This window comes from Ottowia thiooxydans (assembly GCF_040548795.1).
GTDB classification, from domain to species: Bacteria; Pseudomonadota; Gammaproteobacteria; order Burkholderiales; family Burkholderiaceae_C; genus Ottowia; species Ottowia thiooxydans_A.
Window position 1 is genome coordinate 610,945 of record NZ_JBEPSH010000002.1, and the last position, 25,004, is coordinate 635,948.

Annotated in this window: 20 protein-coding genes, 2 tRNA genes and 3 pseudogenes; 12 read left to right on the plus strand and 13 right to left on the minus strand. The window is 59.5% G+C overall.

What is annotated here, in order from left to right:
* Positions 1-50 precede the first annotated feature (50 nt).
* The 6 genes from ABIE13_RS06370 to ABIE13_RS06395 are packed head-to-tail and all read left to right on the plus strand — an operon-like array spanning position 51 to position 5,962.
* Entirely contained in the window at positions 51-1,127 is a 1,077-nt protein-coding gene (locus tag ABIE13_RS06370; RefSeq protein ID WP_354442145.1) for a ketopantoate reductase family protein, read from the plus strand.
* On the plus strand, positions 1,124-1,873 hold the full coding sequence (locus ABIE13_RS06375; RefSeq protein WP_354442147.1) for an SDR family NAD(P)-dependent oxidoreductase: 750 nt from the start codon (positions 1,124-1,126) through the stop codon (positions 1,871-1,873). The genes ABIE13_RS06370 and ABIE13_RS06375 overlap by 4 nt, the downstream gene beginning before the upstream one ends.
* Positions 1,870-2,985, plus strand: coding sequence for a M20 family metallopeptidase (locus ABIE13_RS06380; protein ID WP_354442149.1), 1,116 nt, complete (start codon positions 1,870-1,872; stop codon positions 2,983-2,985). The genes ABIE13_RS06375 and ABIE13_RS06380 overlap by 4 nt, the downstream gene beginning before the upstream one ends.
* Positions 2,982-4,031, plus strand: a complete 1,050-nt coding sequence (locus tag ABIE13_RS06385; protein WP_354442151.1) for an NADH:flavin oxidoreductase/NADH oxidase — start codon at positions 2,982-2,984, stop codon at positions 4,029-4,031. Before ABIE13_RS06380 ends, ABIE13_RS06385 begins: the two co-directional genes overlap by 4 nt.
* 10 nt (positions 4,032-4,041) lie before the next feature.
* Complete coding sequence (locus tag ABIE13_RS06390) at positions 4,042-4,932, plus strand: polysaccharide deacetylase family protein (protein ID WP_354442153.1); 891 nt, start codon at positions 4,042-4,044, stop codon at positions 4,930-4,932.
* A gap of 16 nt (positions 4,933-4,948) precedes the next feature.
* On the plus strand, positions 4,949-5,962 hold the full coding sequence (locus ABIE13_RS06395; RefSeq protein ID WP_354442155.1) for a Bug family tripartite tricarboxylate transporter substrate binding protein: 1,014 nt from the start codon (positions 4,949-4,951) through the stop codon (positions 5,960-5,962).
* 258 nt (positions 5,963-6,220) lie between these two features.
* Here the strand turns inward: ABIE13_RS06395 and ABIE13_RS06400 are convergent.
* Positions 6,221-6,313 (minus strand) — tRNA-Ser (locus ABIE13_RS06400).
* Positions 6,314-7,143: 830 nt separating this feature from the next.
* Between ABIE13_RS06400 and ABIE13_RS06405 the strand changes: the two genes are divergently transcribed.
* Positions 7,144-7,476, plus strand: coding sequence for a YegP family protein (locus ABIE13_RS06405; protein WP_354442157.1), 333 nt, complete (start codon positions 7,144-7,146; stop codon positions 7,474-7,476).
* 151 nt (positions 7,477-7,627) lie between these two features.
* Here ABIE13_RS06405 and ABIE13_RS06410 read toward each other — a convergent pair whose 3' ends face one another.
* From ABIE13_RS06410 to ABIE13_RS06430, 5 genes are all read right to left on the minus strand, one after another.
* A complete protein-coding gene (locus ABIE13_RS06410) occupies positions 7,628-7,819 on the minus strand; it encodes a hypothetical protein (RefSeq protein ID WP_354442158.1) in 192 nt (63 codons plus the stop codon).
* Between the two features lie 102 nt (positions 7,820-7,921).
* On the minus strand, positions 7,922-8,485 hold the full coding sequence (locus ABIE13_RS06415; RefSeq protein ID WP_354442160.1) for a hypothetical protein: 564 nt from the start codon (positions 8,483-8,485) through the stop codon (positions 7,922-7,924).
* Between the two features lie 485 nt (positions 8,486-8,970).
* On the minus strand, positions 8,971-9,516 hold the full coding sequence (locus tag ABIE13_RS06420; RefSeq protein WP_354442162.1) for a DUF6680 family protein: 546 nt from the start codon (positions 9,514-9,516) through the stop codon (positions 8,971-8,973).
* A 114-nt stretch (positions 9,517-9,630) separates the two neighbouring features.
* Positions 9,631-10,278, minus strand: coding sequence for a hypothetical protein (locus ABIE13_RS06425; RefSeq protein WP_354442163.1), 648 nt, complete (start codon positions 10,276-10,278; stop codon positions 9,631-9,633).
* Positions 10,279-10,311: 33 nt separating this feature from the next.
* Positions 10,312-11,199, minus strand: coding sequence for a hypothetical protein (locus ABIE13_RS06430; RefSeq protein ID WP_354442164.1), 888 nt, complete (start codon positions 11,197-11,199; stop codon positions 10,312-10,314).
* Between the two features lie 925 nt (positions 11,200-12,124).
* Between ABIE13_RS06430 and ABIE13_RS06435 the strand changes: the two genes are divergently transcribed.
* The gene (locus ABIE13_RS06435; protein ID WP_354442166.1) at positions 12,125-12,919 is read left to right on the plus strand and encodes a hypothetical protein; all 795 of its coding nucleotides are present in this window, start codon (positions 12,125-12,127) and stop codon (positions 12,917-12,919) included.
* Between the two features lie 127 nt (positions 12,920-13,046).
* Here ABIE13_RS06435 and ABIE13_RS06440 read toward each other — a convergent pair.
* A tRNA-Ser gene (locus ABIE13_RS06440) sits at positions 13,047-13,134 on the minus strand.
* Positions 13,135-13,413: 279 nt separating this feature from the next.
* Here ABIE13_RS06440 and ABIE13_RS06445 point away from each other — a divergent pair.
* Positions 13,414-13,545 (plus strand): annotated as a pseudogene (locus ABIE13_RS06445) (transposase); the annotation flags it as partial.
* Positions 13,546-13,615: 70 nt separating this feature from the next.
* Here the strand turns inward: ABIE13_RS06445 and ABIE13_RS06450 are convergent.
* Complete coding sequence (locus ABIE13_RS06450) at positions 13,616-15,988, minus strand: IPTL-CTERM sorting domain-containing protein (RefSeq protein WP_354442168.1); 2,373 nt, start codon at positions 15,986-15,988, stop codon at positions 13,616-13,618.
* Positions 15,989-16,516: 528 nt separating this feature from the next.
* Here ABIE13_RS06450 and ABIE13_RS06455 point away from each other — a divergent pair.
* Entirely contained in the window at positions 16,517-16,933 is a 417-nt protein-coding gene (locus ABIE13_RS06455) for an FKBP-type peptidyl-prolyl cis-trans isomerase (protein ID WP_354442170.1), read from the plus strand.
* 437 nt (positions 16,934-17,370) lie between these two features.
* Here ABIE13_RS06455 and ABIE13_RS06460 read toward each other — a convergent pair.
* Positions 17,371-17,592: pseudogene (locus tag ABIE13_RS06460) on the minus strand (IS5/IS1182 family transposase); the annotation flags it as partial.
* 134 nt (positions 17,593-17,726) lie between these two features.
* Here ABIE13_RS06460 and ABIE13_RS06465 point away from each other — a divergent pair.
* Entirely contained in the window at positions 17,727-18,932 is a 1,206-nt protein-coding gene (locus tag ABIE13_RS06465) for a choice-of-anchor U domain-containing protein (protein ID WP_354442172.1), read from the plus strand.
* Positions 18,933-19,013: 81 nt separating this feature from the next.
* Here ABIE13_RS06465 and ABIE13_RS06470 read toward each other — a convergent pair whose 3' ends face one another.
* Positions 19,014-20,975 carry a sensor histidine kinase gene (locus ABIE13_RS06470; protein WP_354442173.1) on the minus strand — a complete coding sequence of 654 codons (1,962 nt, stop codon included), beginning with the start codon at positions 20,973-20,975 and terminating at the stop codon, positions 19,014-19,016.
* Between the two features lie 51 nt (positions 20,976-21,026).
* Positions 21,027-21,725 carry a response regulator transcription factor gene (locus ABIE13_RS06475; RefSeq protein ID WP_354442174.1) on the minus strand — a complete coding sequence of 233 codons (699 nt, stop codon included), beginning with the start codon at positions 21,723-21,725 and terminating at the stop codon, positions 21,027-21,029.
* Between the two features lie 672 nt (positions 21,726-22,397).
* On the opposite strand from ABIE13_RS06475, the gene ABIE13_RS06480 reads away from it, so the two are divergent.
* Positions 22,398-23,120: an IPTL-CTERM sorting domain-containing protein gene (locus tag ABIE13_RS06480; RefSeq protein ID WP_354442175.1), complete on the plus strand. Its 723-nt coding sequence runs from the start codon at positions 22,398-22,400 to the stop codon at positions 23,118-23,120.
* Positions 23,121-23,164: 44 nt separating this feature from the next.
* On the opposite strand, the pseudogene ABIE13_RS06485 reads toward ABIE13_RS06480, so the two are convergent.
* Positions 23,165-23,645: pseudogene (locus ABIE13_RS06485) on the minus strand (hypothetical protein).
* A gap of 163 nt (positions 23,646-23,808) precedes the next feature.
* Entirely contained in the window at positions 23,809-24,810 is a 1,002-nt protein-coding gene (locus tag ABIE13_RS06490) for a Bug family tripartite tricarboxylate transporter substrate binding protein (protein ID WP_354442177.1), read from the minus strand.
* Between the last annotated feature and the right edge of the window lie 194 nt (positions 24,811-25,004).

Genomic DNA, 25,004 nt, shown 5'->3' on the forward strand with positions numbered 1-25,004 from the left:
TTATTCCCCATGGCTGGTATTGCCGCAGAGGCACTTCTAGACTCGTTCGCATGGACAGAGACCTAAAAAAGACATCTGCGGCGAGCCAATGGCAGCCTCGAAACCCTGTGCTTGTCTGGGGCGGTGGTGCTATCGGCGGCTGTGTGGCCGCATTTCTGGCGCGCGCCGGTATACCGGTCAAAATGGTCGATGTAGTGGCCGAACACGTGCACATCAGCCGGACTGCGGGCCTTCGCATCGATGGGCCTGTTGCGCAGTTCGTTCAGGCCGTTCCCTCTTCAACGCCTGCAGACCTGGAGGGGATCTACGACTGCATTCTGTTGGCCGTGAAGGCGCAGCACACCGAAGCGGCAGTGGCGCAGTTAACCCCCCACCTGAGCCCTGGCGGCGTGGTGGTTTCCCTTCAAAACGGACTGAACGAAGAACGCATCGCAGCGGGCGTGGGCGCGCATCGCACGATATCCGGCTTCGTGAACTTTGCCGCAGACTATCTCGAACCGGGGCACATCAGCTACGGCAATCGGGGTGCCATCAAACTTGGCGAATACACCCCCGGACTCACACAGCGCGTAGAGGAATTGGCCGCGTTGCTGCGCGCCTTTGATCCGGACACGTCAGCGGAAGCGGATGTTGCACGCTACAAATGGGGCAAGCTGGCCTACGGCAGCCTCCTGTTTGCGACCGCGCTGGCCAATGAAACCATGAGCGACTCGCTCTCGGACGCGCAACATCAGCCTTTGTTCACGGCACTGGCTGGAGAGGTGATCGGCGTTGCCATTCTGGCGGGCGTCAGCCCCATCGGATTCGACGGGTTCGAACCCCAAGCGTTTGCTGTAGAAGCACCTGTGAGCGAATCGAAGCGCTCGCTGTCCTTGATGGCCGATCACTATCGGCATTCGACCAAGCAACGCAGCGGCGTCTGGCGGGACCTGGCCGTGCGCAAGCGCAAGACCGAGGTGGACGTCCAGATCGGTGAAATCGTCCGCGTGGCGAAAGCCCGTGGTGGCCAAGCGCCCATCACTGAGGTGCTGATTCGCATGATCCGTGAGATCGAGAATGGTCAACGATCCATAGCTCGCGAGAACCTTGTCGAGTTCGCTCAAATCGTGAGGGAGCTGAACGCATGAGCGATCTTCCATTCGCTGGCAAACTGGTCGCTGTCACAGGTGCTTGCGGCGCATACGGACAAGAAATTGCCACCGCCTTCTACCAACAAGGTGCGAAGTTGCTGCTGAGCGACATTGCACCGGAGCTTGCACCTTCGGACGAACTGCCGGCGGGCAGCTTTGTCTATCTTCCTGCCGATCTCAGCCAAGCTACAGATGTCCAGGCGCTGGCCGACGGTCTGCTATCGCAGGGTACGCCTGACGTGCTGATCAACAACGCAGGGCTGTTCCCGTTCCTCGATGTGCTGGACATGCCGCTCGATGCCTTCGATCGAATCTTGAGTGTCAACCTGCGCGCGCCATTCCACTTGATGCAGCGCCTGGGCGCTGCCATGGCTGTGCGCGGCTCAGGCGCCATCTGCAACATTTCCTCGGGTGCTGCCAGTGTGGTGCGGGAAAACGGTGCCGTGTACGGGGCGTCGAAGGCGGCCCTCGAACAACTCACGCGCGCCTTTGCCGTTCGGCTGGGTCCGCAGGGGGTACGCGTCAACGCCGTACGGCCCGGTTTGCGCGGCGATACCTGCGACCCTATCCCCGAGTCACACCTGCAGCGCGTTGGCTCCGGCGTGCCCTTGCGGCGCCTCGCACGCCCGGGCGAGATCGGCAACGTCATCACCTTCCTGAGCTCGGACGCCGCTGCCTTCATTTCTGGCGAAACCATCGCCGTCGATGGCGGCAACGCCATCAACCGACGCATCCCAGCATGAGCGCCCCAGCCCTGCTCCACCAGATCCAGCGCTGGATCGAGATTGAAACGCCTTCGCACGATCCTGCCGCTGTGGCGACATTGGCGAGATTGGTACAGGCCGATGCCCGGGCGGCTGGTCTCACGACACAACTTCAGCCCCTGGGTGATGAAGTCGGCCCTCTGCTGACCGTGAGCAACCGGGCAATTGGGGACGAGCGCCCTGGCATTCTGGTGCTGGCCCACCTGGATACGGTCCATCCCGTGGGGTCACTGGCGCGCAACCCCTTGCGCATCGAAGACGATCGCGTCTTCGGCCCGGGCGGATTTGACATGAAGGCCGGCGCCTGCGTGGCATTGGCGGCGCTCAAAAACGTCTCAGCACGCCAGGCGCACTGCCTGCCCATCGACATGCTGTTCGTACCCGATGAAGAAATCGGCAGCGCCAAGTCGAGGCCTTTGATTGAGAACGCAGCACGCAATGCCCGCTATGCGTTGGTGGGTGAGCCGGCAAGAGCTGGAGGTCACTGCGTGACCGCGCGCAAAGGCATAGGCGCGCTTCGCATGCAGGTGCACGGATGCGCGGCCCACGCGGGTTTGCAGCACCATCTCGGCCGCAATGCCATTCGCGAGCTCGCCCACCAGGTGCTGGCCCTGGAGGCAATGACCGACTACGACCAAGGTGTGACACTGAACGTTGGTCGCGTCGAAGGCGGAACAGGCACCAATGTGGTCCCCGATCACGCCGCGCTGGCAGCCGAGTTCCGCATGCCCACACAAGCCCTCGCAGAGTCTGTGCACGCACGCGTGATGGCGCTGGAGCCCTGCACGCCAGATGTGCGCCTGCAGATAGAAGCATGGCTCAAGCGTCCGCCTTATGAAAAAACCGCCGCTAGCGGAGATCTCCTGGCGCAGGCACAACTGCACGCAGCGAAGGCCGGGTTCGAGCTGCAGGAAGCTCCCATGACAGGGGGTGCCAGCGATGGCAATTTCACCGCGGCCATGGGCGTTCCCACCCTTGATGGGTTAGGCGTCGCGGGCGACGGTGCACATACCGCACACGAACATTTCCTCGTGTCCAGCCTCGGGCCACGCCTGGCGTTCTGGACCTCTCTTCTGGAGCATTTGTCATGAGCATCCTTCTCTCTCCCTTGTCGGTCAACGGCCTCACCCTGTCCAACCGGATGGCGCTTTCACCGATGTGCCAATACAAGGCGGTCGACGGGCTGGCAGGTGCCTGGCATCAAGCCCACTACGGCGCGCGCGCAATTGGTGGCGTCGGGCTGGTGATGCTCGAATCCACAGCCATCACCGCCGAGGGCCGCATCACGCATGGCTGTCTGGGTTTGTGGAACGACGCGCAGGAACAGGCGCTCCGCGCACTGGTGGCCAACGGCCACGATCTGGGCGCGGCCATGGGCATACAGCTCAACCACGCCGGCCGTAAAGGCAGCGCTCAGGTGCCCTGGCATGGCGGCAAGGCGCTGGGGATCAATGATGGTGCCTGGCCTGTGCCCGCACCCAGTGCGCTGGCCCAGGATGGAGGTATGTCCCAACCGACTGCGATGTCGCGCGATGACATCGAACGCACCGTGGCTGCGTACGCAGCAGCTGCCCAGCGCGCAGTGCGAGCGGGTTTCGACGTAGTCGAGTTGCACCTGGCCCACGGGTATTTGCTGCACCAATTTCTATCCCCCCTTTCCAACCAGCGCGACGACGAGTTCGGCGGGGACTTTGATGGGCGCACGCGCTTTCCACTGCAGGCGCTTCAAGCGGTTCGCGCCGTGCTCCCAGCGGCCATGCCCTTGTTCGTGCGCCTGTCGTGCACCGATGGCGTGCCCGGCGGGTGGACAGTCGATGAATCAGTCAAGCTGGCGCGCTTGCTGCGCGCAGCGGGCGTCGATCTGATTGACTGCACCAGCGGCGGCATTGCGCCACCGCAGCCCAGGCCCGCCGGCGTCGCCTTCAACGCCGACGCCGCTCAGCGTGTCCGTTCGGAAGGGGACATCGCGACGGGCACAGTGGGCGGCATTACCGATGCAGCCCAGGCCGAGCAGATCCTGGCAACTGGTCAGGCCGACCTCCTGCTCCTCGGTCGCGCGCTGCTCTCCGACCCGTTCTGGCCACTGAGGGGCCGCCGAGAGCTTGTGCCCTCACCCTACCTGCGCGCCCAATTCTGAAAGTCACACCATGAGAATGCACGATCATCCCACCATCCACTACCCTGACTATGTCTGGCCGGAAGGCAAGCGCTGTGCGGTGGTGATTTCTCTCGATCTTGACGCGGAGTCGCCTTTCCTGTGGATCAGCCGCGGACAGGACATCAACCACCTTGGTGAAATCGAACAGCGCCGGTACGGCCCGCGCCAGGGTCTGAAGCGGATCACGGATCTGTTGGCCGAATATGGCATTCAGGGCAGCTTCTACGTGCCCGGTGTAGTGGCAGAAACCTACCCCGAATTGCTTCCCCATCTGGTGGCCGGCGGGCACGAGATCGCCCACCACGGCTACTACCACGAGCGCATCGAAGCCCTTCCTCCAGCACAGGCTGAAGACTACCTGGGCCAGGCACAGGATCTGTTCCGCGCGCAAACGGGACTCACTGGACTCGGCCACCGTGCGCCTTCATGGGAGATGACCCCCGACTTCCTAAGCGCCATGGAGCGCCGCGGTATTTCGTACGACAGTTCCCTGATGGGTTTTGACCACCCCTATCACGTGGGTAACCTGGTGCAGGTGCCCGTGCAGTGGATGGTCGACGATGCCCTGTACTTCCGCTACACCAATAGCGCGCGCGACAAGACCCATCCCGCCAATCCTGGCGCGGTGCTGGAAAGCTGGATCGAAGAATTCGAAGGCATGCGCGAATACGGTGGGCTGTTCATGCTGACGATCCACGACTGGATCTCGGGCCGCCCCCAACGCCTGCGCTTGCTGCGCAAGCTCATCGAGCATATGCGGCGCGACCCGACAGTCTGGTGGGCCCGCGCCGACGAGGTGGCAGCCTGGCACGCGTCATCCATCAACAGCGAACGCTTTCGCGTACCCGCTCATTCCATCAACACGCACTTTCCCATCTGACTTTTAAGGATCGACGATGAAACCGCAAACCACCGCTCTTTCCCGCCGCACCTTGGTCAAGGCTGCAGTTGTGGCACCTCTCGCCCCACTCGGCGTTCTCTCACCCTTCTCGGCTCATGCTTCTACTCCCTGGCCTAACCAGCCGGTACGCGTGATCGTGCCCTTCCCCGCCGGCGGCAACACCGACCTGGTCGGGCGCATAGTCTCCAAGTCCATGGCTGATGATCTGCGCCAACCGGTCGTGATCGACAACAGGGCGGGCGCCGGAGGCAACATTGGCGTTGAAGCTGCTGTCCGCGCGCCCGCCGACGGCTACACCCTGGCGTACAGCACGCTTTCCACCTACGCGCTGAACGTGGGCTTGTATTCCAAGCTGCCCTATGACCCTCTGAAAGATCTGGCACCGGTGGCGATGACCGTGGAAGTCCCCCTGGTGCTTGTAGTGCCAGCCAGCTCCGGGATTCGGACATTGCCTGAACTGCTTCAACGCCTTAAATCTCGCCCAGGGCACTTCAACTATGCATCGGCTGGCAATGGCACCTCCAGCCACATTGCTTGTCACTTGTTCAGCCAGATGGCGGGTGTGGATGTGCAGCACATCCCCTACCGCGGAACAGGTCCCGCCATGACGGACCTGATGGGCGGCATAGTGGCTTTTGCCATGGATGCGCCCTCGGTCGTCAACTCCTTAATCAAGTCCGGCCGCTTGAACGCCATTGCGGTGGCCGTGCCCAAGCGCATGAAGGGCCTGCCCGACGTGCCCACCTTCGACGAAGCCGGACTCAAAGGCTTCCGCGCCTATTCGTGGAATGCTTTCTGGGCACCTGCCGGCACCCCAGACGCCGTACTCGACCGACTCAACGCCTCTGTCAACAAGGCCATGGCCAACCCTGCCAACGCACGTCAAATCGAAGAATCAGGCGTGGTCGCTTACCCCGCCATGAACCGTGCGCAGGTGGCTGCATTCATGAAGAAGGAATACGACACCTGGGTTCCGCTGGTGCGAAGCATGAAAGTTCAACTGGATTAAGCGCCAGACTCTTCGCCACCAAGCGCCCTCATCGAGACAGCTTACGCAAAAACCGCCCCCTGGGCGGTTTTTCGTTTCTGGGGGAAGTTCCAAGGGTCATGCTTTGAAGCGGCACTTGCAGCCGCAAGCTCAGCCCACGCGGCCTTGGCGTTGACGCCATCCGGGATACCACCGCATTACCTTCTCGCGTCCTCGCCACGCAAGGTGGGAATCGCACAAGAAAAAAGCCTAAGTGATTGAATCACTTAGGCTTTATCTTGGCGGAGTGAGAGGGATTCGAACCCTCGATGAGGCTCTACACCCCATACTCCCTTAGCAGGGGAGCACCTTCGGCCACTCGGTCATCGCTCCGGAACTGACGATTATGCCACTATTTTTGGTCAACTCGAGGGCTGATCGCCATCAAATTTGCTGCTGGGGTTGGGAATCAACTCCAAGCACTCGATGTTGATCTGGCCGACCTCCAATCTCAGCCAAAACTGTTCGTCGAGTCAGCACCAACGGAGTGCGCACAACGATGGGTAAATTGGAGGGTTTCAAGGAACACGGCGAACTGGCGCACGGGCTCAAGCCGCTAAGTACCGGGCGATGGAGAAGCCTATGGGCCAAGCCATAACTCGGCCTATACACAGGCATCCACAGAACAGCCCCAGTTTATCCACAAAGTTATCCACAACAAACTACCAGTAGTGTCTTGCAACCGCCAGAGACACCGTATACAGTATGCGTGCTGGGTTTCCATCCAGCTAAAAGAAGACCTGCCGAGAGTACCAGTCCCGGCAGGTAAGCAGACTACCGAAACCGGCGAAATCTGCTCCCGAACTCACGTCCTAGGAAACGTTGAGCATAGCTGAATCAGCTTGATGACGCTTTAGAGGGTTCTACGTACCGGGGGAACTTGCTGTGCCGAAAGGAAAAATATGACAGCAGGAAAGAAGCCCGGTACGAGTACCGGCAACAGTGGCGGCATTTTCCAAGAAGTGGGGCCCCGTGGTGGGCTGCGTGACAACTTCGCGGCAGTGCCTGACCGTAAGCCCTTGCCTCCAACTACGACTCCTGGCAGCACATGGAAGCCAGTAAGCCGTACACCGAATAGCAAGCGGTGACGTAGCTTGGTGAGGACTCTCACAGGTCTCCTGAGGGAGTCCTCACCTCATCAATGTTCAACTAAGCAACACCAAATGTCCGGAATTTTTCATCTCAAACGTAGCGGTACCCAGTACATGTTCAATCTCAAGTCCTCCGGGAATGGCGAGGTTGTCCTGACCAGTGAACGCTACACGACCAAGCAGAATGCAGAAGCAGGCATCGCGTCCGTGAAGGCCAATGCGCCGTACGATGCGCGCTATCAGAAGCTCACTGCCAGTAACGGGAGCCCCTACTTCACCCTGAACGCCACTAACGGTCAAGTAATCGGGGTCAGCGAGTCGTACTCGTCCACCACGGCGCGCGAAAACGGGATCACCTGGGTGAAGACCCATGCCCCATCTGCACCCACCGTAGACCTGACGTAGCCCCTCTGAGCGCAGCTCATCAACTGCGCTCAGGCGCTGCTGGCCCTGTAAGTAGGTTGCAGGGTAGGAATAGTGATTGCGATCAGACGCAGCGACGTTGTGCCGACCACCCGCCACACCGCGAAGCCGACAAGGCTACTAAGGTGCTCCACTACCGCTGCTGGAGCTTGCGTGCATAGGCTCGCAGCTCGGTCTTGGCTGTCGGTAGAGGCTTGAGACCTCGCAGCGGTATCTCAGGGGACTGGGTTCCGTCCGGGAAGCAAACGATGATCGTGTCACCGTCTACGAAATCGTACTCTCCAGCGTACTGGACGCCCTCATAGTCTGCTGTAAATGGATGCATGGGTAGATAGATAGGTGCTAGGTAGGGAACGATAACCAGGTCTTGCGACGGCTCGCCTCAGCATCAAACTAGACAAACCAGAGGCAACGGCGACGCCATCTGTCATAGATTGCGGCGGAACCATGACAAATCCTTCCTACACGGAGGGAGCATGGTGCCGTAAATATCTGTGTACTCAATGTTGACAGTCAGGGGCGCGAGCGCTTGCCGGACTCGATCCCTGCACTGCGGGAAGTTGATTTCGCCATCGTGCTCCGCGAGTTCAAGCAGAACTATCTCCGCTCCGGGTTGCAGGCTGCGTCGACACAGCGCATGTGAAAAGGTATTCCATGGGCGATGCTCAGGGAGAGATGGCATCCACTCTATGAGACTGTCGAGTGCCTTGGAGCCATCGGAGACGGTCACAGCGAGGACAATCAGTGGGCCTGTGCCGTTGTTCGTCAACTTGACACGCAAACTGTCCTCATAGTCCGCGACAGTCACCTCGGCCAGCGGACGCACTGACAGTCTATTGTGCTCGCGTTGACTGCGCGCTGCCGATATCGATATCCATACCGAGGCGCAAGAAACGAATAGTGCCAGGATGGCTGCTGCGGCACTTGCAAGAGCGCCAAATGCGTTTGCTGCATTTGGCTCGGAACGTAGCAGCTCAATCAGTTCCTGCATAGAAGCTCAAATGGATTGACGAACGAAGGATGTTGCCACAGAGGCGCCCCAGTTGGCGTTGAAGAGACCCATCTCACCTCCGCAATCTGATCCTCGGGAGGCAGCGTAGCCCCTCCCGCTCCTTTCCCCCTCGCGCTACCTATCACTCGATGAGCATATATATATTCGAACCCACTCGCGCCAAGAAATCTAAATTGATATCAATTCCAAGCGCTCTACGTTGATCTGGCAGATCTCCAATCTCAGCCAAGCCTAGCCGTCGAGTCAGCACCAACGGAGTGCGTACAACGATGGGCAAATTGGAGGGCAGGAAGAACCTAGGCGGAATGCGAAAGCGCGAGAAATCGCCAAAATGACGCTCGAACGCCGGTCTGTTGGCCCAACGCGACGCTGTCGGAGAAGTGAATTGCCCCTCCCTACCCTGCACGAATCGCGAGAAGTTTCTGGCCGAGATGAAGCGAATAGTGACGTGTCTCAGACAAGCTCTATGACGAATGGGGCTTGTTTTCGGTTGGCTTGATTGCGATAGCTTGCTCGCCCTTTAGCACCTGCAATGCGGCATCGCGAAGCAAGTAACTCTGCTGCTCATTGTGAATGTACCCGATCGGATAGTAGGCGTTATGCTGAAGCGTCGTTTCTGAGAACGGCGTGTTGAGAGCCATCGCCATCGCCTTTAACAACGACATGAATAGCCTGCCGCCTTTTTCAAAGTGAGCATCACCTGCTCGCTCCGCTTCCGGCTGACCGATTGAAAGGTGGCGCATGTACAAGTTCCATGCATCGCTCACGTCGGAGAATTTCTGGGCGGGGAAGACAAGATCGATCCGGTTTAGGGCTGCTACATGGTCAGGTGTCATCCGTGCCCCTCGGGTGCTCATCAATGTATGGAAGACTTTTTCCCGTGCGTCTCGCGCTGAAGCACTGGCCCGAAGCTTTTCCGATGCTTGTACCGCTATGAACGGACTCACTGCCGTGGCTAGCACTACGAGCACGTCTGCCAGTCGCAGCGACCAATCAATCTCAATTGCCATTCCTAACTTCCTCCGTTTTCCCCATCGTAAGCGAAAGTGTCCAGGAATTTTCCGGAGTATCGAAATCAACGCGCCCATTGTCATCGTCAACAAACGACGGTGAGGAAATTCTGATCACGGGTTCAGTGGCGGATCGAACGAGTAGCGAAAGAATCCGTACATAATCTGCAAGGCGTCACGTGCATCCGTTTCAAGAATGATTGATGGGTGAATCTTTCGACTCTTGACGCGCTGACCAATCGTGTCAGGATCGCCCTGATCTCGGCGGTGTATGAACGGGTTGCGGAATTCACTGAGTACCGCAGCCCCATCCAGCAACTCGTCCGGAAACAATCCCGCTGAGCGGGCTTGCTTAATTGCCGTAGCCATAGTTGGAGTCCTTCTACCTACGGGTAATGGTGGAAGAGCATCGTTGACCACGTGTTCAACGTACGCTAACGACAAGACTAACGTCGCAATGAAATTGCCGTGAGCATAGCTGCTACAAGCCTCCCGCATTACACCCGACGTCTCCGATCGCTCCCAATAAACCCCATTCACAGAGACGCGATGCTTGCCCAACCAGATATGCCGCTCCGCACGCTCGACGCGATCCCTCTGATCGAAGTACTCAAGACAGGCAATCACGCGCTCGCGAAACTCTGCTTCGGTTTCTAGCCTCTGGGTTCCATCTTCGTTAGCGCGCGGTGCAAACGGATACTGAGCCATGCCTACAGTCATTCCAAGTTGAGACTTTGAATTGAATCGTGCCACAGCACTCATGCGGCGATCCAGGCAAAAACCCTGCACAGTCAATCAGATTTCAGCGTTCGAATCACAAGACACTTCAGCCGCAAGCTCTCTGAAGCCATTTCTCATGGACTCAAAGCCCCTCAGCATATCTTCGTAGTTTTCCTCAGGCGCTGCATCGAGTTCTGCGCTTTCGTCTTCCGTGAGAGTAATCGTTCGTGTGGACTCTCTACCACTCGCGTCATGGCGGACAGTGAGGTCAACCTGGTGCCGTGGACGTTTGCGTATCTGCATCCTGGCTTTAGTACCTGCTGGAAAATTTATAGCTTCTGCTCGACCAGTGTCGGGATTGAACTTCATAAATTCCAAAGATTGACGAAAACGCACACCCCGGACAATTTCAAATGTCGGCCCGACTGCCTGTGGTGGACGTGGTCGAAAACCCAACCCATCATCGTACGTATGAACGGTTGCGGCTTCCAGCACCCCAATATCGGCCAAGTAGGTTTCCCAAAAATTCAGCACACTGGTCAGTGCTTGCATGACGTCTACGGGTGTTCCATCGGAGAGTTCGGCGACAACCCGCTTTGAGAGGCACTGGTATTCACCCTCAGCGTCCTCGTAGTCGATCATGCTCATGATTTCCTGCAATTGTGTTGCAGAAGTGACAAGCGGGGTCCCGTGCGGGGTTGGCCTCGTGACATTCCGGTGCTTACTCACGTTCGCAATGTCTCCGACCAAAGCCAGATCAGGACAGCGTGCTTCCGCCTCGGCTCGAGAAAGCGCATGAGCCACCGGAAGGTGCTCTCGTAAGTGAAACAGTGCTTCGCAAGCACCGACGGCTAATCGCAAATCGGTACTTCTGCCTGCGCGCGGCTCGGTAAGGCGCTCCTTGAACTCTCGATATGCGGCTCGCACATTTTCATGGAAGTAGGCATGGATGTCGTCAAACATTGTTGGCAGCGGGTAGAAAGTTGGCAATTCGTATGATCGCTCATTGCGCAATGCTCCTGGGCGCATAAAGTCCGATCGTGCCCGATCGACCAGCATCCCACCCCGCCCCCTTGCCCCTACGGGGCCGGGGCGGGGTGGCATCCGAAATTCAGTCAATCCCGGAAAGCAGATAGGCTAGACATCAATCACCGAGGTATGAGTAGGCCGTCTGCCGACACGCTCTGGGACAACGAGGACTGACCTCCATGGTACGGAGTCAACGTCTAGACCCCTGGTCAAAGCATCCTCGGGACAAACCTCGCCAGCAAATATCAGGACAGACACTACACAGCTACCCGCGAGTCAATGAGCAACCAACACGCAATAGTGCCGAAGTCGCACGACGTGGCCCCAAAGAGCCACGCGAACAATCTACCCACTACCCCCATAGTCACTCCGCCCCCGAAGTGCGCGTGAGTACCAGTCTGACCTCCGTCTCTAAAGGTAATGGTCCAGTGCAGTGATCTCTGCCGAGTCCCAGCAGACATGCGCTGTCCCCAGTACTCGCCCCCTCCCGCCCGTCCCCTACGGGGACGATGGGCGGGCGGGGGCTGGAGCACTGGAGCGGCCCTGGCATGACGGTGAAAAATAAGCACGCAACTCTGACTGGAGCCACATCAACTGAGACGCTCACACCCGAGCGCTGGGCTACTGCTACCGCATCAAGGACCGAGATGGACGCAATCAATGTCTTGCGGAAATCCAAGAATCACGGGGTCGATGTCATGCCATCAAGGACCATGACCGTCGCAACGCGTGTCAGGCTTAGGTCCGATAGCTCTCTCATCCAAGTTGAATCACATGGTCAGGCTCTGGACGCCCGAAACACATCAGAAAAAGCTAGGCCACAGGTACGATAGCACCATCAAAGCTATCGGTACCAACCATGCCAGAACTAAAAGATCGCTCGCTAAAGACATCCCCCGAGCACAGAGTTCTAAATGCCGTAGCTCAAACCGGCTCGCGTCTGGTCGGAGATCGATTTCTGGCTAGCTATCTCACTGACTGCCTGCACATGGTGGGAGGCCTGGGACCTCTAAACAAAGTCCTGTTGGTGGATGCGGGGCAAAAGAGAGGGGCCGATCCAAAGACGATAACAGGACTAGTCGCACAAGCAGAAGACAACTTGCGATGGGTGTCTGAAATGCAAGCTGAGGACTATCACCGTATCAACGTTCTTGCATTCCTGAGTCTATGGGCAGCACACGAGTCTGGCACCGAAAACATCATCGCGGCAGCACTGGCAACGATCAAGTCCGCTGCTACATCTGCTGCCAGCAAATTTGACCCCAAACGATATGACATGGACGAGTGGCCATGGCCGGATGAGAAATGCCTAGAAATCGCTCAAAAGCTTGATCCAAAAGCGAAGAAAGCCACGCCCGATGGTGGATGGGATGTTGCTGCTCGGCTGACGACGATATTCGACTGGATCGGAGCCAATCTAGACATCCCAACAGATACATCAAGTACTCTGAATGAGGCATCTATGGTGCGCAACGTGCTCCTCCACCGATATGGTCGGCTAGGCCCTCGCGATATTGAACGAGCGCCTCACCTCGCCTTGAACGAGAACAACGCGGTGCAGATCACGCGCAAAAGATTGGCTGAGTATTCGCAGGCTGTGAACGCGACTCACATTGCCATCTTGCAAGGCGTGCATGCGGCAGGCTGGAAGTGACTGATGCCCAACTATCCGCGACACGACGAGACAAAACATGGAGACATGCTCATCGCTGCGATAGGTAAATTGGAGGGTAGAAAAGCGAAACGGGCCGCGTGGGCCCGTCTGTCATGAATACTTGAAGTGGTGAGAGGGATTCGAACCCTCGATGAGGCTCTACACCCCATACTCCCTTAGCAGGGGAGCACCTTCGGCCACTCGGTCATCGCTCCGGAACTGACGACTATGCCACTGTTTTTGGTCAACTCGGGGGCTGATCGCCATCAAATTTGCTGCTGGGGTTGGGAATCAATTCCAAGCACTCGATGTTGATCTGGCCGATCTCCAATCTCAGCCAAGCCTGGTCGTCGATTCAGCACCAACGGAGTGCGTACAACGATGGGTAAATTGGAGGGTTTCAAGGAACACGGCGAACTGGAGCACGGGCTCCACAGTCAGGGTCCAATCTGAATGGACACCTCGTTAGGGAGTTTTACCAAGGAGAGGACAGCATGACAAGAGACAAGCAAATACGGCGCAGTTTTGATGTGGCTTTCAAGCTGCAAGTGGTGCACATGGTCAGAGAGCAAGGTTTGAGCGTGTCTCAGGTTTGCAAGGACATGAAGTTGGTTGATAGCGCCGTATGCTGGTCAAGTAATTCGGACACCTAGATATGGGCACGTTCTGCCATGAGTCGTTCATAGACATTGGTCGTCAGCTTTTGATCCAGAAATGCTCTAACCAGTCAGCCTTGCGCCTGCGCACGCTTGCCGCCGCGCCCAGAGCCAACAGCGCGGACGTCAAGAGCAGCCCCCACTCACCCAGGGTCGGTATGGGGGCCACCGCGGTTGTCACTGCCGGTGGTTCCCCCGGGCCACCCGGATCCTGGATGAGACTATCGGTGGTGTAGCGATCGTCCCCATCGGCGTTGTCGGTGAATGACAAAGTGATGGTACTGGCGCCAAAGTCGAATTGCGCCCCGGGGAAGACATACCAGTGCGGCGCTGGCTCGCTGAGGGTGGCGCCGAACTTGTAGTACTTCATGCCCGGTTGCAGGGCGCCCTGCGGATAGGTCAGCACTACGCTGGTGCCAGTGCCTGCTGCTCCATACTCCAGCGTCAGGCTGACGACCCCGTGCGGCAGAGTCACTCCCGCAGGTGGTGGCGTACCCAGACTTGCTGTGGTTGCCGTTTCTGCGTGCGTCAGCACCCAGTCGCTGGCGGCAGGGCCATCCACTTGCAGCGGCTGCCCGTCGTAGGGACCTTCCGGGATGATCAGCCCCTGTTGATTTTCAGCATCAAACTCCGCCTCCACGCTGATGCTGGCCTGCACGTTGGTGTCCGTGCGCGGGTTGGCTGTGACGCCATCGCTCCACTGAGTGAAGTGGTAGCCCGCATAGGCCACCGCGGTGATGGTGCTGCCGTTTTGGCCGTAGTCGACGCTTTGTGAGACATTGCCTGTGAGGCTGCCACCCGTGCCTGCGCTGTAGCTGATGCTGTATTGGTTGATCGTATGTTGTGCTGTCACCAAGAGGTCAGAGGTGACGCTGCTGAAGTTGGAGGGGCTCCAGCCGGTCAAGGTATAGCCCGGACGCGCGGGAACGTTGGGGGCAGTTGCACCCCCGCCTTCAACGACAGTTTGGCTGCCCAGTGGATCCCCATTCCAGTTGTTGAAAGTAACGGTGTATCTCTGCAGTTCAACCGCACCCATGTCGCAGCCCCCTCCAATGGGGCGAGCAAGTCCGCGTTGGTCGGTGGGCAGGCAGGTGTCGAGGTTTGCCGTGTCAATGACCGGGCTGGTGGGGCCGGGCCGCAGAGTCAGTACAAAGCCACCGTGGTCTGCAAGCGAGCCCAGCAGCGGATCTGTTTGGAGGTTGCCAACACCTGCGGCAAACGGATCCAGCACAGTGGTTGAGAGGCCACTGCTGGCATTTTCCACTACGCTGTGTCCCAAGCTCAGACTGGTCGCTTGATGCTCGAGGATAGAGGCGCCTGCACTAGCGCGATTCCCCCAGAACACGCTGTCCGTGATGCTAATGTCGAATGGGAAGTTGGTGCTGTTGTGCCGCAAATACAGTGCGCCACCGCTTTGACTTACCAGGTTGTTGGAGAATGTGGCGTGCTTGATGTTGACACGGGCCTTGACGCCGGGGTTGACCAACAGAACGAACATACCCGCTCCGTTCTCGCTGCTGTTGTCGGCAAAGGTGACATTGCTCAGATCCGGGTTCAGCGTGCCACCAACTCCCTCAAGCGAGAATCCACCCCCGCGCTCGGTGGAGTGGTTGTGGCTGAACGTGCTGTCGTTGATCACCAGGTCAATCTGGTTGTTAGCCCCAACTCCGCCCAGGACCTGACGGGAGGAAACAAACAGACCTGCACCGTTAACTGCCTGATTGCCCGCCATATGCAGCTTGCTGAGCCGTATTCTGGCGTGCTGGTCATCATCCACCACTGTCCGCACACCACTGCCTGATTGGTCGAAATTGTCTGACATGGCGGCGCTGATGATCAGTCCTTCCAGCAGCACTTCCTTGACTTGTCCTCCACTTGGCGGAGTGAGTGTGACGACGTTGTAGCTGTTGCTGCCTTGTGCATCGCTCCATCGCTCGGTCACGCCGTCTGCATTGACCACGTCGTTTCCATCAATGTCGCCCGACAGCACGGTCGAATGGCCCGGTACACGTTGGCTGCGGCTGCTCTCGGTGGCTGCAAATCCGCCATGAACGGCCACGCCTGGGCGGACGTTGAAGCGCGCTTGGCGCTCGGTCACTGTCACTTGTGATGGGTTGACAGGATGGATGGGCTTGTACACGCCTTGCGCTATCCAGATCTCGCTGCAACCAGGCGCGTCCAGCGCAAGCCGAAGGCTGGGGATGGCGTTGGCCCAACTGCTGCCGTCACCACTACCTGTAGCGACCTGATTGACGCGGCACAGCGGGCCGTTGATGGTTTGAGCCTGGGAGGCGGTCGCGGCGGCAGCCAACAAGACAAACGCCAGCCACAGCCGTCGAAGCTGCCACTTCGGCGCCGCCAGCATGCCGTGCTCGGGCATTGGCAGGTGGTTACATCGGCTGAGTGTTCGCATTCCCTGCTCCTGATTCATGGCAACGTTTCTGTTTCAAACTGGTCTTTGGTTCAGTGCATTTCCACCGCCCTCACACCAGCGACTCTTTTCCTGAACCTTCGGCCTCGCGCAGAGATTTTGAGCGCGCTCTAGGGCGTGGTGAGCACCAAAGTTACTTAAAAATCAGGCGCCTGTCTGTCACCCTAAAAGGCGACATGGATGACCACACGCCCGGGAAACTGACCGAGAGTCGCATCATCAGCTTGAGAAAGGTCAACGGCCGAGAGGTGAGGCGCTATACCGCAACCTATCAATGACATCTTGGAAAGCTAGGTGCGCCCGCTAAATATGTTGCGCCTGCATCATGAGCGCATCAAGGCTGCGTTTCTTGAGTGGACGGGCGTGCCGTTCGTACCCGGTGCCCCATCGAACAAGCGGACGAAGGGCGGGCAGCAATCGTGTACGAATAGCCGCCCTGGGGGTAGCGAGCTCCGGCCCGCCACGCAAACGAGTGCAGAATGTGGTTTTGACTTGAAAGTGGAAATTCCTATGAAAGCATTGACCGCCAGCGCCGTGTGCGCGGCTCTCGCCTTGGCTGCCGGCTTTGCGCAGGCGCAAAGCAAGCCCGTCACCACCAAGAGCGGCCTGGTTTATGAGAGCGTCAAGGAAGGCACTGGTGCCAATCCCAAGGCCAGCAACACCGTCAAGGTGCACTACAAAGGTACTTTTCCTGACACCGGCAAGGAATTCGACAGCTCCTACAAGCGTGGTGAGCCAATTGAGTTTCCACTGCAAGGCGTGATCCCCTGCTGGACTGAGGGCGTGCAGATGATGAAGGTCGGCGGCAAGGCCAAGCTGACCTGCCCGCCCGGGATTGCCTATGGCGCACGGGGCGCAGGCGGCGTGATTCCGCCCAATGCGACCTTGAACTTCGAGGTGGAACTGCTGGGTATCAGGGGGCAATAAGCGAGGCTCCTGTGTACCCTTCGTGCTGTCGCAGCGAAAAATTCAATGGTACGGCTTAAGCCCGTGCCCCAGTGATAAAAGCCTCAAACTCCCAGCGGATCCTATGGTCCGTCTCGACTAGCCAAGTCAAACGCCAGTAGCGAAGCAAATCGGATGATCGCTTGAACTTGGCGGCAAGAATGTCCTTCTGGCTCATTTTGGTTTTAACAGATCAGTGTGTAGAGAGATCGACATTCGAGGTCACCCTCACCTCTAAAGACTGATCTCCCACATCGCATAGCGGCCTGCCTAGCAGGCTACCGAAATACATCCCGGCAAAGCTCGCTCCTGCCTCGATGACGGCGTGATTTCAGAGGTTCGATCGGACCCGACAGCTTAACTGAGCACTCAGAGCCCGATTCGGGCCGCGCAAGCGCCATTTGTCGCCCCTTTCGGGCTCATCGGGCACCTAGCCGATGGACTTTTCCCAGCGAGCGCATGCGCACGAGGTTGTAGGCAGATATGTTGATCACGAACGTCTGCGCGACCTTCTTGATTCCACGCATCATCACCTGCCGGACTTGCCCGATCGTCTTGGCCCCTCCAAAACCCTGCTCGATGCGCGTGGGGCATTGCATCGACTTGTCATCGCCTTCGCTCTGGGCATTCTCATCGGGCACCTCCTAGCGCCGCCCCGGTGTCGTTGCTGCGCGGGCCCCGAGTTCACGCGTTCCATGTCGCCTTAAAAGGCGACATACAGGCCAGCTCTGCATAAGTACGCTTGCTTTCATTTTCATTTAATCGAACCGTCAAAATGACAAAGCCTCTGACTTCCAAGCTCTTGCAGATGACCTTGCCGCTGTTGGGCGCCACGATGTTGCTGACTATGCCCGGCAAAGCAGAGGCGGCGGACTATCCCATCACCACTACTGTGACTTCTGGCATGAGTACCGGCGGGTGGGTTTGCACCAGCAACAGCGTGCCCGAGAACGGTAGTGCCACCTGCTCGGCCATTCCCGCGCCAGGCTACGTGTTCGACGACGTCACGGGCATCGGCGGATGCGATCAGAGCGGCGACCTCATCAGTGGCCCTTACAACGACATTTGCACGATGACTAACGCACCGGGCCCGCGCCACCTGGCCGCGAACTTCGTACCGTTCATGACCCCGCCCACCAACCTGGACGCCCACCCCGACGGCTCGGGCAACCTCGTCGTGAGCTGGACGCCACCGACGCACAACGGCGGGCATGAGATCGGGCAATACACTGTGTGGGTGGCGCCTGTACCCTTCAGTGGCAACCTCCAGGATATGCTGGGCGCCCAATGCAACGGCAATGTGACCAGTTGCAGTGTTCCGGGCTATCAGAATGGTCAGGCTTACACGATCGGCATCACGGTTTTCAATGAAGCGGGGGCCGGAGACGGCCATTTCGCTTATTCAGAAGAAACCTTCCAGGTGGCTACGCTGAGTCTGCCTGGCGGCAGCGGGCAAGCGACCGTGCGCTGGCATGGCCCGCTCGTGGACCGTAATTCGCAAGAGCCTCAGCCGGCCTGTATGCTGAGCAGCACGCCTAGCTTCACGGCCCGGAGCACCGAGGACCTTCAGAGCCAGGGCGCGCCTTTGGGCGCGGCCGCGCCGCTGGGTGTGCTGCGCTTCCAGGCCACGGGCTGTGGCCTGGATGAGATAACCCGGGTGGTCATCAGCTACCCGGCAGGCGCCCTGGCCGGGCTGCAAGCCTACAAGTATGGCCCGCCCGAAACCGGCGCTGCGCCCAACTGGTTCGCGCATGGTGCCATCAGTGGCGACACTGTCACCTACACGATGGTCAACGATGGCGTGGGAGACAACGACAGCGACACCGCCGCGATCGATGACCCCTTCGCGCCGCTGGCGGTCTCTCCGAAGGAACCTGTCACGAGCGGGCTGCGGGCCGTGCCAACGCTCGGCCAGTGGGGCCTGATGCTGTTGATCGCCGTGGCTGGCTTGTTGGGCGGGCGTATGCGCAAGCCGCTGTGAGCATGGCCTGACGGGCCTCCTACGACTCATGCAGTCAGCCAATGCCGTGCAGGGGGCCGCTGAGCAGCCTGGCAACGTCTTTCATGTCTCGCCGCGCTGTAGCGGCAGCCACAGCTTGAACACGGTGCCGTCGCTTTCGGGTGTCCAGGATACATTCGCACCCAGCGCCCGCGCGCGGCTGCGCACATTGCCCAGTCCGCGGCGGCCCGGTGGTACGGCCTCGGGAGGAGTGAACGGGCGACCGTTGTCCTGCACGCGCACCAGCACGCCGGGCGTGCCTGCGTCCGTGGGTGAGACGGCCTCTGCGGTGGTGAGCAAGATTTCCGCCGCGCCGCTGTGCTTGACGATGTTGGTGAGCACCTCTTGCAGGATACGCAGCACGTGCAGCGCGCTTTGCGCGTCGAGCCAGGGCAACGGCGGCAGATCATTCATGCGCCAGCGCAGTGTCATGCCCGCGCCTTCCAGCCGGGGGCCGAGGCGGTAGCGTAAGGCGGCAAGCAGCGCCAGCAGATCGGCATGTACCGGCTCCAGGGAATCGATCGACAGCTTCAGGTCGTCGATGCACTCCTTGAGCACCTGCGCCACGTCCAGCGGCGCGCCGTCCGGCATGTTCTGCCCATGCTCCACCATGCGCAAGGCGCTCATCAGCGATGAGCCTACCCCGTCGTGCATTTCGCGCATCAGGCGCTGGCGTTCATGCATCAAGGTCTGTTCGCGCTCAGCGGTGCGCAGCCGCTCATGCGCCTGCACCAGTGCGCGTTCCTGCGCGGCCAGGCGCTGTGCCAGCAAATTGCGGGCATGTGCCACCATGTCTTGCGCGCGGCTGTAGCGGGTGAAGACGATCACCAGGAACAGCATGAGCAGCCACACACTGAAGTAGGGCGTGAGGTAAACGCCCTCGAGATCGCCCAGGTGGTTCTGCATGGCCATGTCGTGCGCGCTGAGCGGCGGCACCGTGGCGCCCCAGAGCGCCAGCAAGGCGCTACTGCGGCTGCGCAGGCGCCAGGCGCCTACCGCCACGCCGATCAGCAATGTCAGGATGGCCGGCATCAGCAGCAGGCGAAAAACTGGCAGCATGGCCAGGTAGTTGGACCACCACGGGGGCAGCGTCACCAGTGCCACCGTGGTCCAGTACAGCGGCAGGGCCCGGTCCAGGCGAGGCCAATGCTGGTTCTGCACCCGGCAGAGAAACTGAAACATGAACATCAGCGAGGCCAGCAAGGCTGACAGTGTCAGCCAACAGAACCAGGCGTAATCCATGTCGAGGTCTTCGCTGTCCACCAGGAAGAGCAGGGCAGCTACCGACTGGCTGAGCGACATGGCAAAGAACAACAAGAAGAGACCCGCTTCGTCGGGCCGGCTGCGGCGGTACCGAAACCACAGGGCCAACGCGAACAGGCTCAGGATGGTGAACGCGGCACGCCAATACGTCACCAGGCCAGTCTGCCAGAAATTGCGCCAATGCAGCGATGGCAGCAGCGTTTGCGCGGTCCCAGTCCATACGGATGACAGCGCACCGCCTGCACCTTGGGTACTGGCCATGCGGATGTGGAGGGTGGTAGCCTGTCCTGGCGCTGCGAACCCATCGAGATCGATCCACAAGGGGTGGTTGAAGCCGCTCCATACCTGGCTGCCCGACTGCCAGGCCAGCCGCTCATTCACGTAGACTGCGAGCGTGCCCGAGGTCTGCCAGCGCGGCAAGTACAGGCGGGGTTCCTGTGTATCGGCGGCGGCAGGCAGCGTAAGGCGATACCAGAGTACCTGGGGCACCTCGCCGGAAAGGCCTTGCCCCAGGCCACCGAAAGGCGCGCGCGGCTGGGCGTGCGGCAAAGTTACCGGCTGCCATGGCGCCGAGGTGCCGAGCAGCAGGCGGTCGCTGCTGTCGAGGCTGGCGGCATCGAGGGCATTTGGAGGCTCCCACGTGGTGCTGGCGGAAGGCCAGATGCTGGCTTGCGTCAAGTGCACTTGCGCCCAGACGGCACCCGCTCCGGCCAGAACCCACCAAAGCGCAATCAGGCACAGGCAGTGCAGGCACCTCATCATGGTGTCGCGAGAACTCTTGAATGCGCTTCGGCATTCAGCCTTTTCTGAGGTCTATTTTTTTTCATGCAGCCATCCTTGACGCTCTCCCTCCCGTACCGCCTCGGCGCGGGAGGTCACCTGGAGTTTGTCATAGATGCGCCGCACAAAGGTGCGCACCGTATGGCGTGACACCTTCAGCTCGTCGGCCACTTCTTCTACTGTGTAGCCACGAGCCACCAGGCGCAGCACCTCGGCCTCCCGAGCGGAGAGCGCGGGGCCGCTCCAGGTGGAAACCTGCGCGGGCGGCATTGAAAGCGGCGCGGGTGCCGCACCCGCATGGCCCAGGCTGGCGGCGCGCATCAGCAGCTTGCGCGCCACCATGGGGTTGATCGGGCTGCCGCCCGCGCGCAAGCTGCGGATTTCATCCACCAGGGCCTGGGCACTCAAGTCCTTGAGCAGATAACCCATAGCCCCGGCTTCGATGGAGCGCAGCACATTTTCCTCGTCGCCGAAGATGGTGCTCACCATCACCATGGCTTCTGGCGAACGCGCGCGCAGCGCTGCCAGTACATCGAGCCCGCTGCCGTCGGGCAGGCCCAGGTCCAGCACCAGCACATCCAGCGGCGTGTTTTTTGCCAACTCATCCAACGCTTCCGCGCGGCTACATGCCAGCCATTGCACGCGCATGTCGGGTGCGGCCTGCAGCGCATGTGCCAACGCCATACGGCAGGCGCTGTCGTCTTCCGCCACGGCGACACGAATGGTTTCCATAGAACTTGGCGATGAACTGTTCATAGGGCAATGCTGCCACAGCGCCCGAACGCGTGCATGTCGCCTTAAAAGGCGACATGCAGCGGATCTTTATTTATATACCTTTGGCTAGATTAAAAACATTGAAAAATCCTATTCGCGAGCTATCGATCTCTGCAATGAGCACGACGTTAGCTGCGTGCCTGGCATTTCCGGTCCAGCGCAGATGATTTCGCAACTGGTCAATGGCGAACCCTGGGGAGCCAACCGGGCAGAAGGCCAAAGCTTTACATCTACGGTCCGCGCCTGCCGCATCGTTGTGCCTATGCCCTCCCATGGAATCACCCCAACAAATGTGATGCCGCACTCGTGAAGTCAAATCCATGCAGTTTCTACTGGTCCAGTTACTCTCCAAGCTCGGCGAAGCCAGGCAGCTGAGCCAGTGCCAACGGAAGGCGGGCCACGTCAGGTAAGTTGGAGCATACGACGGCTGGAAAAAAACTCGGTGCGCAGCGTTCTTTCGGAAAGTGACTTCTAGCCCCTGCAGTCTGGTCGATGACCATGAGGGCTCCTCGTAGCCTGCGGCGATCCAGGCCTGCGCGCTGTCACATATTTTCGCGCGTTTCCTTCATTTGAAGGATGCTTTTTAGCAGTGATTTTGTCAAAGTGACAAGCTCCACAAGGAGAACGTCAATGCTTCGATGGTTTGTCATGCTGTGTGCCGCAGTGTCCACTTTCGGTGCCCAGGCTGCTACCTATCTCTACCAGAGCGGCCCCGCGAGTTACGTCTCCAACTCCGTCACCTGCGCCTCACCCCACCACTGCGGACAGTACACGATAGGCCAGCAGGTGGTTACAGGCACCTTCACCACGGCCACTCCGCTAGCGCCCAATCTGGTCGACGCCAATATTATTCCTAACCTCACGAGTTATTCATTCAATGGCGGGTTGTTTGTCATTGACTCTGGCAGCCAGGCATCCCGAGTCAATAGCTTTCGGGTGACCACCAACGCCTCCGGAGCCATTACCAGCGCCTTCGTCGAGCTGCACCGCTGGACATACTCCGCCGCGAGTTCGCCTCCTCAAGGGCCCCACGTAGACGGGGACCGGCGCAACCAGATCGTGCTGTTTCCTTCGGGGGGTGCCTTCTCCGCCATCAACCTCTTTTGCCTGGGCAATGCAATAGGCACCTCAGCCGATGGCACCAGCGACACCTGCCTTGCCTCCGGCGGAGACGAGTTTGGCTCCAGTGGAATATCCGCCAGCGGCGCTTTATTCACCACAAGCGCCCCCATCAGCGTCAATGCCGTGCCCACCCTTTCCGAATGGGCGCTGATAATCCTAGCCCTGGCCTGCGCGGCACTGGGCTGGCGGCGGATGCAATCTGTCTCACCAGATACCCCCCGCCCGTCTTAGGGCCCGTCAGCAGTACCTACACGGCCAGAATCTGAGCAAAAAGATTATCGTGGCGGCTTCTCGTAGCCGGCGGCGATCCAAGCCAGGGCGCTGTCCACGTTCAGTTTAAAGGTGGGTGGCACAGGCACACTGTGCCAGTTCGTCGCCGAATTCGTCCTGCGCGCACAGCGTGGCGGTGGCGCCCTCCTCGTCCGGCACGATGGCCAGGGCCACCCGAATGCGCCGGCCCTCCAAGGTCACACTGACGTTCTTGTTCAACTGCGCGTGCAGATGCTGCTCGGAGCGGCAGATCACTTCCTTGGCCGTTTTTACCAAGGTGTCGAAAGCCGACTTGTCCAGCGGTGTGAGGTTTTTCTTGTCGCGGCCCATGGTCCAGGGCCCTACCAATGCGGGTTCGGCCTCGCCGTCCAGGTACATGGCGACGGCCCAGCCGTCATCGTCATCGCTCTTGATGACACGGGCGGTCCAGTGTTCGTCGCTCCACAGGAGGGCTTCTTGAATAGGCTCTTGGGTGTCAGACGTCATCCACCCAAGGGTACAGGCAAATAGCACAACGCAGTCGGACTTGATTGCGCCGCGCCATCACGACCTGATGCCAACGCGCATTCACTCAGGAGGAAGGATCCACCTTCAGAGTGGCCAGCGGAGCAGCCCGTGCAGAGGCCAACTGCGACAAAGACGCGCAACCTCATTCGGCTTTGATGCCGCCTTCCTGAATAACCTTTCGCCAAAGTGCAGTCTCGCGCTCCATGGACTGCTTGAACGCTGCAGGCGGCATGTCTTCTACCGCAATACGCGCCTTCTCCATGGGCCCCTTGACTGCGGCTGTGCCCATGGCTCGCTGCACGTCTCGGTAGATTCGCTGGAGCAGTTCAGGCTCGAGCCCGGCAGGAGCCATGAGCCCATACCAGACCATGACGTCGTAACCTGGGTACCCGGACTCAGCAAAAGTCGGAACGTCCGGGTATTCAGTTAGCCGCTCGGAGCCGGTGACGGCCAAAGGACGCAGCTTGCCAGAACGCACATGCTCTAGGGCCAGACCGCCCTGGAAGCTCGCCTTGACTTCACCTGCAAGCAGAGCCATGAACATAGGGCCTGCGCCCTGGTAGGAGACGTGCAGAAACTTGGTGCCTGAGGCTTGCTCCATCAAAGCCGCAGCGAGATGCGGCGCCGAGCCTGGGCCGGTACTCGCCACTGCGATGGTGCCAGGGGCCTTCTTCATGGCAGCAGTCAATTCGCCAACCGTGCGAAATGGCGAATCAGCTTGCACGATCAGCGCCATTGGATAGCTGCCGATGCGTGAGATAGGGGTAAAACTTTTGACCGGATCAAAGGTCAGCTTCGGAAACATCGAAGGATTCATGACGTGGCTCACTGCAGCGAGCAGCAAGGTGTGGCCATCAGGCTTGGCTCGAGCAACGTAAGCAGTGCCAATGGTGCCATTTGCGCCGCCGCGGTTCTCCACGACCACGGGCTGCCCCCAGCTTGAGCTAAGGCTGTTTGCCAACGCACGCGCGATGATGTCGGCAGGACCTCCCGCTGTGAAGGGCACCACAATATGTACTGGCTTGTCCGGCCACTTTGACGCGGTCTGGGCCTGGGCACCTCCCGGCATAACGGCCGCAAGCAACATGCTCGAAGCAAAAGCCGTAAGCACTGAACGCCGGCGAGTGGTTTTAAAACTAAGCATCAGAGTCTCCTTCTTCAATAAATCGTTCAACGCAGCTTGCAGCCCTGTATGCCTGTACTTGGAACTGCGCGTGATAAAGCTGCCAGGCATGGCCTTGTGGCACATGGCTGATGGGCCGCCGTCATGCGACGGCTGCTCGGCATCAGAAAAATGCACTGCCTATTGGCAGCGTACTGGCGGGGTCGCTGGTGCAG

What these genes read in the sequence shown, in the direction of transcription:
- ABIE13_RS06370 (WP_354442145.1), top strand. Translation starts at nt 51, where the DNA reads ATGGACAGAGACCTAAAAAAGACATCTGCGGCGAGCCAATGGCAGCCT.
- ABIE13_RS06375 (WP_354442147.1), top strand. Translation starts at nt 1,124, where the DNA reads ATGAGCGATCTTCCATTCGCTGGCAAACTGGTCGCTGTCACAGGTGCT.
- ABIE13_RS06380 (WP_354442149.1), top strand. Translation starts at nt 1,870, where the DNA reads ATGAGCGCCCCAGCCCTGCTCCACCAGATCCAGCGCTGGATCGAGATT.
- ABIE13_RS06385 (WP_354442151.1), top strand. Translation starts at nt 2,982, where the DNA reads ATGAGCATCCTTCTCTCTCCCTTGTCGGTCAACGGCCTCACCCTGTCC.
- ABIE13_RS06390 (WP_354442153.1), top strand. Translation starts at nt 4,042, where the DNA reads ATGAGAATGCACGATCATCCCACCATCCACTACCCTGACTATGTCTGG.
- ABIE13_RS06395 (WP_354442155.1), top strand. Translation starts at nt 4,949, where the DNA reads ATGAAACCGCAAACCACCGCTCTTTCCCGCCGCACCTTGGTCAAGGCT.
- ABIE13_RS06405 (WP_354442157.1), top strand. Translation starts at nt 7,144, where the DNA reads ATGTCCGGAATTTTTCATCTCAAACGTAGCGGTACCCAGTACATGTTC.
- ABIE13_RS06410 (WP_354442158.1), bottom strand. Translation starts at nt 7,819, where the DNA reads ATGCATCCATTTACAGCAGACTATGAGGGCGTCCAGTACGCTGGAGAG.
- ABIE13_RS06415 (WP_354442160.1), bottom strand. Translation starts at nt 8,485, where the DNA reads ATGCAGGAACTGATTGAGCTGCTACGTTCCGAGCCAAATGCAGCAAAC.
- ABIE13_RS06420 (WP_354442162.1), bottom strand. Translation starts at nt 9,516, where the DNA reads ATGGCAATTGAGATTGATTGGTCGCTGCGACTGGCAGACGTGCTCGTA.
- ABIE13_RS06425 (WP_354442163.1), bottom strand. Translation starts at nt 10,278, where the DNA reads ATGAGTGCTGTGGCACGATTCAATTCAAAGTCTCAACTTGGAATGACT.
- ABIE13_RS06430 (WP_354442164.1), bottom strand. Translation starts at nt 11,199, where the DNA reads ATGTTTGACGACATCCATGCCTACTTCCATGAAAATGTGCGAGCCGCA.
- ABIE13_RS06435 (WP_354442166.1), top strand. Translation starts at nt 12,125, where the DNA reads ATGCCAGAACTAAAAGATCGCTCGCTAAAGACATCCCCCGAGCACAGA.
- ABIE13_RS06450 (WP_354442168.1), bottom strand. Translation starts at nt 15,988, where the DNA reads ATGCGAACACTCAGCCGATGTAACCACCTGCCAATGCCCGAGCACGGC.
- ABIE13_RS06455 (WP_354442170.1), top strand. Translation starts at nt 16,517, where the DNA reads ATGAAAGCATTGACCGCCAGCGCCGTGTGCGCGGCTCTCGCCTTGGCT.
- ABIE13_RS06465 (WP_354442172.1), top strand. Translation starts at nt 17,727, where the DNA reads ATGACAAAGCCTCTGACTTCCAAGCTCTTGCAGATGACCTTGCCGCTG.
- ABIE13_RS06470 (WP_354442173.1), bottom strand. Translation starts at nt 20,975, where the DNA reads ATGATGAGGTGCCTGCACTGCCTGTGCCTGATTGCGCTTTGGTGGGTT.
- ABIE13_RS06475 (WP_354442174.1), bottom strand. Translation starts at nt 21,725, where the DNA reads ATGGAAACCATTCGTGTCGCCGTGGCGGAAGACGACAGCGCCTGCCGT.
- ABIE13_RS06480 (WP_354442175.1), top strand. Translation starts at nt 22,398, where the DNA reads ATGCTTCGATGGTTTGTCATGCTGTGTGCCGCAGTGTCCACTTTCGGT.
- ABIE13_RS06490 (WP_354442177.1), bottom strand. Translation starts at nt 24,810, where the DNA reads ATGCTTAGTTTTAAAACCACTCGCCGGCGTTCAGTGCTTACGGCTTTT.